This is a genomic window from Brevibacterium otitidis, from assembly GCF_042429315.1.
GTDB lineage: Bacteria > Actinomycetota > Actinomycetes > Actinomycetales > Brevibacteriaceae > Brevibacterium > Brevibacterium otitidis.
The window spans coordinates 77160-87017 of sequence record NZ_JBHMAU010000073.1; the positions used below are offsets into that span (position 1 = coordinate 77160).

Sequence of the window (9858 nt, forward strand, 5' to 3'; positions counted from 1 at the left end):
CCTCCTAGTGCTTCGGTCCATCGGTGTCGTCTGCCGCATCCGGGCCGTCGGCCTCTGCCTCACCGTGCGTGTTCACGGTGCCGCCGGGTCCGGGCCGGTCGGCTCCTTCAGCCGGAGCATTCTCGGCATACGGCTCACCGGTCGCACCGGCGCCGGTGGCAACGGCCACAGCGGCCTTCTCCTCCGCATTCTCAGCGCTGCGGATCTGGGCCTTGAGCATCTCCTTCTTCGACGGGATGCGCTTCTGGCGCGGGTCGAAGGCATCGCGCAGGCCGTCACCGATGAAGTTGACGCACAGGGCGATGATGATGATGAACAGGCCCGGCCACCAGAACAGCCATGGGCGGGTGGAGAACGAGCTCTGGTACTCGTTGATGAGCTGGCCGAGCGACACATCGGGAGCGCTGACGCCGAAGCCCAGGAAGGACAGTGCCGTCTCCAGCACGATCGCCTGGCTCATGAGCAGCGTCGTGTTGACGATGATGACGCCCATCGCATTCGGCAGCATGTGCTTGAAGATGATGCGGAAGTCGCTGGCTCCGGCCACGCGGGCGGAGTCGACGAATTCGCGTTCACGCAGCGACAGGAAGTCACCGCGCACCAGGCGCGCCAGGCCCGGCCACAGGATGAGGCCCAGGCAGATCGCCAGCAGCAGCGGCGAGGAGTACTTGCCTGCCAGCACACCGAGCACAGCACCGACGACGATCACCGGCAGGGTGATGAACAGATCGGTGATGCGCATGAGCACATCGTCGACGCGCTTGCGGTAGTAGCCGGCCAGCGAACCGACGAGCACACCCACGACGAGCGAGATCGTGCCCATGACGATCATCACCATGATCGAGATCTGGGTGCCCTTCATGACGCGGGCGAAGTTGTCGCGGCCGATATCGTCCTGGCCGAACGGATGGTCGCCGATGGCGAACACATTCGACAGCTGCCAGGTGGGAGCACCGCCGTTGATGACGTCGTTGGTGTTGTAGTGGTTGAACTTCCACCAGCCCGGGATCGGGCCGACACCGACGGAGGAATAGGCCAGGATCGCGATGAGCAGCACCACCGACAGGCCGGTGATGGCGCCCTTGTGCCGGATGAACCGGCGCCAGACGATCTGGCCCTGTGACAGGCCGGCGGTCTCGTGCGCCTCGATCGCGTTGTCGCCTTCGAGCGTGTGGTCGTCCTCGTGTTTCGAGGGATCTGGAAGTGAGGTGGTCATGCGTTCACCCGAATCCGTGGGTCGAGAATGGCATAGACGAAGTCAGCCACGATGTTGGCGACGACCGCGAGTATGCCGGTGATGAGGATGTAGGCCATGACAGGGTCGATGTCCGCCTTGCCGAGCGAGTCGACGAACATCCTGCCCATGCCGGCCCAGCCGAAGATCGTCTCGGTCAGCACAGCACCGCCGATGAGGGTGATGATGTCGACCGGCACGATCGAGGCCAGCGGCAGCAGCGCATTGCGCAGTGCGTGGCGCATGATGACGGTGCGCTCGGTCAGGCCCTTGGCGCGGGCAGTGCGGATGTAGTCCTGGTTCATCACCTCGAGCATCGAACCGCGCGCATAGCGCGTGTACGTTGCGAACGAGATGAGGACGAGGGCGATCGACGGCAGCAGCAGGTGGGTGAAGCTGTCGACGGTGTGGTACCAGAAGTCGCCCTGCAGTCCGGGGGTGGCTGCGCCGATCGTGGCGATCGGCCTGCCGCGGATCTGCGGCAGGTTCGAGTAGCCGGCCCACACCTGCATATTGCGGTCGATGAAGACCAGCAGCGAGGCGATCATCGCCACGATCGAAGCCGTGCGGGCGGAGGCGATCTTGTCCGGTCCGCCGAAGGCGAAGCCGACGCCGACGCCCACCAGCACAGCGACGATGAACAGAGCGATGATGATGAACCAGTTGGCCGGAACGAAGTAGAAGAACCACTGCATCGCGTAGTAGAACACGCCACCGAGCACGGCGGTCGTCAGAGCGGCATAGAGCGCACGCTTGTTGCTCAGACCGGTCGAGAGGTGGGTGACGAGGAATGCAGCAGCCAGCGAGGACACGGTCACTCCGATGAGGCCGATGCCCGGCTGCAGCAGCCAGTTCGAGCCGAACAGGAATGCTAGAAGCCCGAAGGTCACGAGTGTGCCGGCCGAGAAGTTGATGAGGCGTCGGCGGCCGCTGCCGCCCATCGCGCCCATCCAGAAGGCGCCGGCGATGAGTGCGATCACCGTCACTGCCAGCCAGTTGACCTCTGGGTTGCGCAGGAAGTTGTTGAACTCGATCGCGCCGTACTGCTTGAGGAGCACAGCGACCCAGAAGACGGGCAGCGAGTAGAGCAGGAAGGTGATGAAGGTGATGGCGTAGTCGAATCCGGTGTACTGGCGGATGGCCGAAACGAGGCCGACGGTCACGCCGAGCAGGATCGAGACGAAGGTTGCGACGAAGACGAGCTTGACCGAGTTGGCGATCGCGCCCTGCAGCAGGCTGGTCACTTCCTGACCAGAAACCCACGAAGCGCCGAGATCGCACTGACCGATGAAGCAGCCGCCGACTCCGCCGAGCCACCAGAAGTAGCGAATGGGTGAGGGTACGTCGAGCTGGAGGAGTTTGACGCGGTTCTCCATGAGCTGGGCCGCGTTCGGGGATGTGGAGGTACGCAGGTCCTCAAGCGGATCGATCGCGATATCGATGAGGACGTACATGAGAAATGTCACGACGAGCATGACAAGAGCAGCCGATAGGAATCGTCTGGCGAGGTATCTGAACATAACGGTCTTCCCAAGAATGTCGTTGGGCAGGAGACGGCGGGGGTGCCGGGATCCAGCACCCCCGCCGGTCAGAGCACAGAGCTCTCAGAGTCGAGAGCCTCTAACTCAGATCTCCCACTCCCAGAAGTTCCAGAACATGGTCGGCGACACGGTCATCGACTTCACGTTCTGCAGCTGATCCGAGTAGGCGACGATCTCCGGGAACTGGAACAGCGTGACGCCGAATGCGTCGTTCACCAGGTGCTTCTCAACTTCACCGAGCAGCTCGGCCTGGCGGGCCGGGTCGGTTTCGGTCTGCAGCTCGTCGTAGAGCGAGTCGACCTCGTCGTTGGAGTAACCGCCGAAGTTGTTCTGACCACCGGTGCGGAAGTTCGCATCCGATTCGGTCACAGCGGTCGAGGTGGACTGCCAGCCGAAGAGCGAAGCGTCGTACTCGCCGCTGCCGAGCTCCTCAGACCAGGTCTCCGATGCGCTGTCGAGGACCTCGAAGCCAGCCGCGTCAGCCGACTCCTTGATGAGCTGGAACTCCTGCTCACGGCGGCTGTTGCCCTTCGCGTAGAGGAGGCGGACCTTCGGTGCCTCATCGACACCGGCCTCTTCGAGCATCTTCTTCGCTTCTTCGGCATTGCCTTCACCGTAGATGTTCTTGATGCCGGAGGCTTCGACGACCTTTTCGTAGTCCGGGGCACCGGGGACCTGGGTGAAGGAGTCGCGGACCTCAGCGGAGTCGTTGAGCGGCTTGATGATGTCGTTGACGATCTTGCCGCGCGGGATCGACATGAGGAAGGCTTCGCGGACCTTCTTGGCCTTCTCCTCGTCGCCGCCGTAGGAGGCCGGGTCGAACGGGCCGTTGTTGTCGAAGGTCAGGTCGACGTGCTCGTAGGTGGCGCCGTCGGCGGTCATGTTCTCCACACCGTCGATCGCTTCGACGGCCTGGAGGACGTCAGCGGTCGACTGCGGGTTGATGAGCTGGACTTCGCCGTTCTCCAGCGCCTGGACGGCCGCCATCGGGTCCTCGTTGTAGCGGATCGTGATCTTCGAGACGTTCGGCTTGCGGTCGCCCTCGTAGTCGTCGCGAGCCTCGAGGGTCAGGTACTGGCCTTCGCTGAACTCGGTCATCTTCATCGGGCCGCTGCCGACGATGAGATCCTCATTGTCCGGCATCGAAGTCATGTTGAAGCCGGTGTTCCAGAACTCGGCGATCTTCGCCAGCTTCTCCTTGTCGTTGTTCTCGATGGCGTCGAGGACGGCCTGCTTGGCCTCTTCGGGATCTTCGACGTCGATCGAGTTCTTGGCGACGATGTGTGCCGGCATGCCGGAGTCACCGATCGTCAGGTTGGTCTCCCAGTCGGCGAAGGGCTTGCTGTACTCGAAGGTGATTTCCTTGCCGTCTTCGGAGATCTCCGGGAAGTCCTTGATGAGCGCCAGGCCCGGCGCTGCGGCGTCGAAGAAGACATCGCCGCCGGCGTCCTCAACATTGCCTTCGTCGTCGCGCTCAGCGTCCTCGGTGGTGTTGAAGTTGCCGCTCTGAGCAGCCCAGGCGAGCACGAGGTCAGCTGCGTCGACCGGAGTGCCGTCGGACCACTTGGCGTTGTCGGAGTAGGTGTACTTGACCTTCAGCGGGTCATCCGAAACCTTCTCAACAGTGCCGAAGGAGGTGTTGTCCTGCAGCTCCAAGTTCTCGTCGTAGTACTTGAACGAGTCGTTCATCATGTACACGACGTTCGCGTTGGTGACGTTATTCGTCGCGGAGGTGTTGTTGTTCATGGAGTAGAACGGCTGGTTCCACATGACGCTGACTTCTCCGCCGCCACCGCCTGCGCCTCCATCGCCGCCACCGTCACCGGGTGGGGTGCAGGCGGACAGCAGCATTGCTGTCGCCGCCACACCGGCAGCTGCGGTGAAAATGCCTCTTTTCACGTCGACTCCTTATATGTCGATTTCACAATCACACCTGGCAGCATGGTCTTTCATGACTGCCAGGTGAACACTTCATGAGTGAAGTGGGGTTGGAACCAAAGCTAGGCCACCGGACCATGTGACTGAGTGCACAATCCGGGTTATCACGGCTATCGTTACCGATTTGAGACGTCAGTGAATGAACTGCTGCATGTTGTGCAGATCACTGCATGAAATTGCATCCTGGATCACACTCTGTGCCCCGCGTCTGCGCTCGGGGGACTCCCCGCTCAGCAGCCTCATGCGCGCACCGCGCTGGACATGCCGCCGGGCGGCATCACGCCTCGGGATCGCCTGGCTGCGCGGCACCGCGGCGGCGCCTGCGCATCCGGCTCGTCGATTAAGGTGGAGCCCATGTTCTCGCTGCTGACTCGCTCACGCTCCGAGCCGCCGCGCTTTCCCGAGGAGGGCGTGCTGCAGCAGTTCGGCTCACGACTGCTGGCCGGCGCCGCCATCGTCGTCGCCGCTGCCGCAGCGATCAGCATCGTCTACCAGTTCACGCCGCTGACCGCAGCGCTGCTCATCGGCATCCCGCTCTTCGGCGCAGCCGTGGTGTGGGCGCTGTACTGGCAGCCGCGGGTGACGATCTCTCCTGCTGGGCTGGAGTTCGTTAACATCCTGCGCACCACGCCCATCCCCTGGCCGGCGGTCGCAGACTTCGATCTGCGCTACGGCTTGGCCGTGCGCACCCGCTGGGACACGCATGAATCGGCCTGGGCGATGCCGCGGGCGATGAAGCGCGCGGTACCCGGACCGCGTTGGCCAGCCGGCACCTCGGCAGCGGCGCAGGCGCGTGATGCCGCCAATCCGCTCATCATCGCCGTCGTCGACTACCACGCTGAGCTTGAACGCCAGGGATTCCTCAGCGATCCGGTGCTCGAAGACGCAGCGCCGCAGCACCGCTGGAACACCGGTGTCATCAGCGTGCTGCTGCTCACCGGTGTGTGGGCGCTCGCGGCGCTTGTGTGGCTGCAGCTGAGCTGAGCGACCACTGCGCTGCAACAGCGCAGAGAAGCACCTGCGCTCGGCAGGATCAGCTCAGCCAGCTCAGCTCACCAGCCGCGCGCCCGCCATTCCGGGATCTGCGGACGTTCAGCGCCGAGCGTGGTGGGGTCACCGTGGCCGGACAGCACATGGACGGCGTCATCGAAGACATCGAAGATCCGCTCCTCCAGGTCGTCCATGAGCGATGCGAAGTCCTCACTGCTCCATGTCTTTCCCGGGCCGCCGGGGAACAGGCTGTCACCGGAGAAGATGACGACTTCTCCCCCGGAGTCGCGCAGCACGTAGGCCACCGATCCCGGGGTGTGGCCGCGCAGCTCGATGACCTCCAGGCTGAAGCCGTCGAAGGACAGGGTCTCTCCGTGGGCCACCGGATGGTCGATGGGCTGCCCGGACTCCTCGGTGATCGCCTCGGCATCGTTGGCGCCGGCAACGGTGCGAGCGTCATAGCGTTCAGCGATCGGCTTGAGTGCGCGCACATGATCCCAGTGGCGATGGGTGGTGAGCACATCGGTCACGTGTGCGGCGCCGGCCGGCCCGTCCTTCGCTCCGGCCTCGACGAGTGCTTCGATCGCCTCGACATCGTCGGCGGCATCGATGATGACCTGCCGGCCGGTCGTGGCGGAGGTGAGCAGGTAGACGTTGTTGCTCATCTCCGAGACCGCGATCGAGCGGAGGGAGACATCGGTGAGCTGCAGGTCCATGGCGATCTCCTCATGTCGGGTGCCGTGCATCGGATGTGCCGCCCGGCGGTGCGGGCAGGCTGTCTCTTCAGCCTAGTCGGGCGGTGTGCCGCGGGGCTACAGTTCCGGGACTGCAGCGTCGGGGCTGTAGGGCGGGGTTACAGTACCAGGGCCGCAGCGTCGGGGCGCCACAGTGTGCGCAGTGCTATCGTGACCGGCAGGCACCGACAGTGCCAGCGGACGAGGGAGCCGTACCCGCCCAGCGCAAAGACGGCCGACTTCTCTTATGCACTGGACTGTTCTCATCATCTCCGGGGCCTTCGAAGCGATGTGGGCCTTCGCGCTGGCCGCCCGCCATCTGCGTTTCCTGCCGCGTGCCGCCCTCTTCACCGCCGGCGGCTTCATCTCGATGGCCGGCCTCGCCTGGGGCCTGCAGGAGGTGCCCGTCGGCTCCGGCTATGCCGCATGGGTCGCCGTCGGCGCTGTCACCACCCTCGCCCTCGGCGCCCTGCGCGGCACCGAACGACTGAGCCTCACCCGCATCGCCTGTGTCGCTGCGATCATCACCGGTGTCGTCGGACTGCAGGTGCTGTCATGACCGCACCGCACAGCCCATCACCGCAGCCGGCTCCCGCACCGCAGCGCGCTGCGATCCGGCACTGGCTGGCGCTGCTGTTCTCCGGAATGGCCGAGGCGATCTGGGCCGGCGTGCTGGCCGCCGGAGTCCTGCACCTGGGCCGGGCGGCGCTCTTCGCGCTCGGCCTGACGCTCTCGCTGACCGGACTGGCCTATGCGATGCGGGCGATCCCGATGGGCACCGCCTATGCGATCTGGACCGGCATCGGCGCGGCCACGACCGCCGGCTGGTCGGCGGTGCTCGGCGAGGAGTTCGGGCCGGCGAAGATCGCGTGTCTGGCGCTCATCGTCGCCGGCGTCGCCGGACTGCAGCTCACGAGCGGTGCGGGCACCGCCGCCGAGGCGGGCCCCACCTCGGGAGCGGAGGGCCAGCAGCCGTAGGCGAACGCCGGGCACGCCGCCTCAGCGGCTCACCATTTCCCGCGCGTGTACTGCAGCGGGTAGGGCGCCTCCCGCCAGTTGAGCCCCAGGGCATGGGCGGCCCGCTGCGGCCAGGCCGGTTCGCGCAGCCCAGCCCGGGCCAGCAGCACGACTTCGGCATCACCGGAGACGAGGATGCTCTCAGCCTGTGCGGGTTCGGTGATGAGTCCGACCGTGCCGGTGGTGACTCCGGCGGCGGAGATCTCCGCGGCCAGCGGCACCTGATAGGACGGGCCGATGGGGATGTCGGCGATGACATTGCCGCCGGAGGACACGTCGATGAGATCGCAGCCGGCATCCTGCAGGGCGATGGCGACCTCGGTGGCCTCGGCGATGTCGAAGCCGCCGGCGGTCCATTCGGTCGCCGAGATCCGCACGAGCACCGGCTTCTCGGCCGGGAACGCCGCGCGCACGGCAGCGAAGACCTCCATGAGCAGGCGGGAGCGGCCGGCCAGATCGCCGCCGTATGCATCATCGCGGACATTGGACAGCGGTGAGAGGAAGGAGTGGAGGAGGTAGCCGTGGGCGGCGTGGATTTCGACGGTGTCGAAACCGGCCGCATCGGCCCGGCGGGCGGCAGCAGCGAAGGCCTCGACCACCTCGGCGATGGCCTCAGTGCTGAGCGCGGCAGGCTCTGCCAGCCCGTCGAAGGCGACAGCCGAGGGGCCGAGCGTCGCCCAGCCGCCGGCCGCCTCGGGAACGGAGCCGGAGGGTTCGCCGTAGAACGGACGGTAGGTGCTGGCCTTGCGGCCGGCATGGGCGAGCTGCATGCCGATCGCCACGCCCTGGGAGTGGGCGAAGTCGACGATCGGGGACCACGCCTCGGTGTGGGCATCGGACCAGATGCCAGCGTCCTGCGGTGAGATCCGTCCCTCCGGCAGCACTGCGGCCGCCTCGGTGAGGATGAGGCCGAAGCCGCCGGTGGCGCGGGCGCCGAGGTGCACGAGGTGCCAGGTGCCGGGCATGCCGTCGCGGTCCTCACAGGAGTACTGGCACATCGGTGCGAGCCAGACGCGGTTGCGGACGGTGAGTCCGCGCAGGGTGATCGGTTCGAAGAGCTTCGCCATGCCCTCAGCCTAGCTGCTGCTCTGCAGGGTCCTGCGGGCTGTTCAGCAGGCGGAGGGCATGACGGCTCTGCCGCTCACAGGGCGATCGAGAAGACTCCCACCGCGATCGTCATCGTGACGATCGTGATGATGACGATGCCGATGATGTTGAGGACGAGACCGCCCTTGACCATATCGGCGATGCGCACATAGCCGGAGCCGTAGGCCACCGCGTTGGGCGGGGTGGCGACCGGGAGCATGAAGGCACAGGTGGCCGCGATGGCGACCGGGACGGTCAGCAGCAGCGGATCGTAGCCCAGACCGATCGCGACACCGGCGACGACCGGGATGAACGTCGCAGCGGTTGCGGTGTTCGAGGTGATCTCGGTGAGGAAGATGATGCCGGCGGCGAGGATGATGACGAGGGCGAGCAGCGGCATCCAGTTGAGCGCCTGGACCGATTCGCCGATCCAGTCGGTCAGGCCGGTCTTGGTGAACTGGTCCGACAGCGCCAGGCCGCCGCCGAAGAGCAGCAGCACGCCCCAGGGCAGTTCGACAGCCGACTCCCAGTCGAGCAGCCGCACGCCGCGGGCGTGGCCGGCGGGCATGAAGAACAGCAGCAGGCCGATGAGCATGGCGATGCCGGCATCGTCGATCGGCGGTTCTTCGAAGATGATGGGGATCGCGATCCACGACACGGCGGCGAGCACGAAGAGGGCGAGGACCCGCCATTCGCCCTGGGAGACGGGGCCGAGCTTGTCCATCTCGCGGCGGATGAGGTCGCGGCCGCCGGGGATCCTGTCGATCTCGGGCTTGAAGAACATCTTCGTCAGCACGAACCAGGCGCCGGCGAGCATGACGACCGCGACCGGGGTGCCGACGAGCATCCACTGGCCGAACTGGATGTCGATGTCCTGGTTCTCCCGCAGGTAGCCGACCAGCAGCGTGTTCGGAGGGGTGCCGATGATCGTGGCGACCGAGCCGATCGAGGCGGCATAGGCGATGCCGAGCATGAGGGCGGTGCCGAAGCGCGACTGCAGGACGCCGTCGGTGCCGGTGGCGTCGTCGTCGGCCTGCTCAGAGTCCTCCAGGGTCTCGCCGCCGGACTTCGCCATCGCCTCGTTGACGAGGACGAGGACCGACAGGCCGATCGGCAGCATGAGCACGGCCGTCGCCGTGTTCGACACCCACATCGACAGGAACGCGGTGGCGATCATGAACCCGGCGATGAGCGCGCCGGTGCGCTCGCCCATGAAGGCTCTTCGGACATCCGGTGGGGGTGAGGTTCGTCGGGTGCTGGTTGGCGGGTAGGGGTCGAGGTCCCCGAGGATCAGAAGCGCTAACCACCTGATCTACCA

Annotated in this window: 8 protein-coding genes, 1 pseudogene and 1 riboswitch; of the genes and pseudogenes, 3 read left to right on the forward strand and 6 right to left on the reverse strand. The window is 65.7% G+C overall.

Translation table 11 applies throughout. The annotated features are described in order from the left end of the window. Positions 1-4: 4 nt before the first annotated feature. The 3 genes from ACFFN1_RS12725 to ACFFN1_RS12735 all read right to left on the reverse strand — a co-directional run bounded on the left by ACFFN1_RS12725 (position 5) and on the right by ACFFN1_RS12735 (position 4674). Positions 5-1216 carry an ABC transporter permease gene (locus tag ACFFN1_RS12725; RefSeq protein WP_376841156.1) on the reverse strand — a complete coding sequence of 404 codons (1212 nt, stop codon included), beginning with the start codon at positions 1214-1216 and terminating at the stop codon, positions 5-7. Then, complete coding sequence (locus ACFFN1_RS12730; RefSeq protein WP_376841157.1) at positions 1213-2754, reverse strand: ABC transporter permease; 1542 nt, start codon at positions 2752-2754, stop codon at positions 1213-1215. The genes ACFFN1_RS12725 and ACFFN1_RS12730 overlap by 4 nt, the downstream gene beginning before the upstream one ends. A 105-nt stretch (positions 2755-2859) precedes the next feature. Next, a complete protein-coding gene (locus ACFFN1_RS12735; protein ID WP_376841158.1) occupies positions 2860-4674 on the reverse strand; it encodes an ABC transporter family substrate-binding protein in 1815 nt (604 codons plus the stop codon). Between the two features lie 393 nt (positions 4675-5067). On the opposite strand from ACFFN1_RS12735, the gene ACFFN1_RS12740 reads away from it, so the two are divergent. Next, a complete protein-coding gene (locus tag ACFFN1_RS12740) occupies positions 5068-5697 on the forward strand; it encodes a PH domain-containing protein (protein ID WP_376841159.1) in 630 nt (209 codons plus the stop codon). A gap of 68 nt (positions 5698-5765) precedes the next feature. On the opposite strand, the gene ACFFN1_RS12745 is transcribed toward ACFFN1_RS12740, so the two are convergent. After that, positions 5766-6419 carry an MBL fold metallo-hydrolase gene (locus ACFFN1_RS12745; protein ID WP_376841160.1) on the reverse strand — a complete coding sequence of 218 codons (654 nt, stop codon included), beginning with the start codon at positions 6417-6419 and terminating at the stop codon, positions 5766-5768. A 194-nt stretch (positions 6420-6613) separates the two neighbouring features. Then, a riboswitch (guanidine-III (ykkC-III) riboswitch) is annotated at positions 6614-6678 on the forward strand. A 6-nt stretch (positions 6679-6684) separates the two neighbouring features. Between ACFFN1_RS12745 and ACFFN1_RS12750 the strand changes: the two genes are divergently transcribed. Together ACFFN1_RS12750 and ACFFN1_RS12755 are read left to right on the forward strand one after the other, a co-directional pair. Beyond that, on the forward strand, positions 6685-6996 hold the full coding sequence (locus ACFFN1_RS12750) for a DMT family transporter (RefSeq protein WP_376841161.1): 312 nt from the start codon (positions 6685-6687) through the stop codon (positions 6994-6996). After that, a complete protein-coding gene (locus ACFFN1_RS12755) occupies positions 6993-7415 on the forward strand; it encodes a DMT family transporter (protein WP_376841162.1) in 423 nt (140 codons plus the stop codon). The genes ACFFN1_RS12750 and ACFFN1_RS12755 overlap by 4 nt, the downstream gene beginning before the upstream one ends. Positions 7416-7444: 29 nt before the next feature. On the opposite strand, the gene ACFFN1_RS12760 is transcribed toward ACFFN1_RS12755, so the two are convergent. Continuing rightward, entirely contained in the window at positions 7445-8521 is a 1077-nt protein-coding gene (locus tag ACFFN1_RS12760) for an NADH:flavin oxidoreductase/NADH oxidase (RefSeq protein ID WP_376841163.1), read from the reverse strand. 74 nt (positions 8522-8595) lie between these two features. Then, positions 8596-9753 (reverse strand): annotated as a pseudogene (locus ACFFN1_RS12765) (SLC13 family permease); the annotation flags it as partial. Positions 9754-9858: the final 105 nt, after the last annotated feature.

What these genes read in the sequence shown, in the direction of transcription:
- ACFFN1_RS12725 (WP_376841156.1), bottom strand. Translation starts at nt 1,216, where the DNA reads ATGACCACCTCACTTCCAGATCCCTCGAAACACGAGGACGACCACACG.
- ACFFN1_RS12730 (WP_376841157.1), bottom strand. Translation starts at nt 2,754, where the DNA reads ATGTTCAGATACCTCGCCAGACGATTCCTATCGGCTGCTCTTGTCATG.
- ACFFN1_RS12740 (WP_376841159.1), top strand. Translation starts at nt 5,068, where the DNA reads ATGTTCTCGCTGCTGACTCGCTCACGCTCCGAGCCGCCGCGCTTTCCC.
- ACFFN1_RS12745 (WP_376841160.1), bottom strand. Translation starts at nt 6,419, where the DNA reads ATGGACCTGCAGCTCACCGATGTCTCCCTCCGCTCGATCGCGGTCTCG.
- ACFFN1_RS12750 (WP_376841161.1), top strand. Translation starts at nt 6,685, where the DNA reads ATGCACTGGACTGTTCTCATCATCTCCGGGGCCTTCGAAGCGATGTGG.
- ACFFN1_RS12755 (WP_376841162.1), top strand. Translation starts at nt 6,993, where the DNA reads ATGACCGCACCGCACAGCCCATCACCGCAGCCGGCTCCCGCACCGCAG.
- ACFFN1_RS12760 (WP_376841163.1), bottom strand. Translation starts at nt 8,521, where the DNA reads ATGGCGAAGCTCTTCGAACCGATCACCCTGCGCGGACTCACCGTCCGC.